At 51.6% G+C, this 517-nt stretch carries 1 protein-coding gene; it reads left to right on the top strand.

What is annotated here, in order from left to right; genetic code table 11:
* Positions 1 to 152 precede the first annotated feature (152 nt).
* A partial coding sequence (locus VM932_RS16710; RefSeq protein ID WP_326280441.1) for a PorP/SprF family type IX secretion system membrane protein occupies positions 153 to 517 on the top strand: 365 nt, incomplete at its 3' end.

Genomic DNA, 517 nt, shown 5'->3' with positions numbered 1-517 from the left:
ACTGGGAAGGCTTCTACAAGGACAGAAGTGAAAAACTTCCCGCAGGTTCCTACCTATATGTCATCGACCTAGGGGACGGCAACGCTCCATTGCAGGGCTGGATCTTCATCAACTATTAATACCAACAGAACAAAAAACACCATACAAAAACGATGAGACTATTCAATAACATACAATTACTGGCCCTGTTCCTTGTGCTTTCCCTCTCGGTAAGCGCACAGCAGGACCCCAACTATACCTTTTACCGCTACAACATGAACATCTACAACCCCGCCTTTGCCGGAAGCTCGGAGGCTGCCGAGCTCTCCTTGGGCATAAGGAGCCAATGGGCGGGCGTTGAAGGTGCCCCCGAGAGCCAAAGTGCCATTTTCGGCATGCCCGTGGGCAGCAACGTGGGGATTGGCGTGTCCATCCTCAATGACAGGACCTTTATCGAGCAACAGACATGGATGGCCATCGATGTGTCGTACAACATCCAACTGGACGCGGACCATTTGCTCTACTTCGGGATCAAGGG

Origin of the sequence: Flagellimonas halotolerans, assembly GCF_035818535.1 — a bacterium.
Lineage (GTDB): Bacteria > Bacteroidota > Bacteroidia > Flavobacteriales > Flavobacteriaceae > Flagellimonas > Flagellimonas halotolerans.
This window is presented reverse-complemented; position numbering and strand designations above follow the sequence as displayed.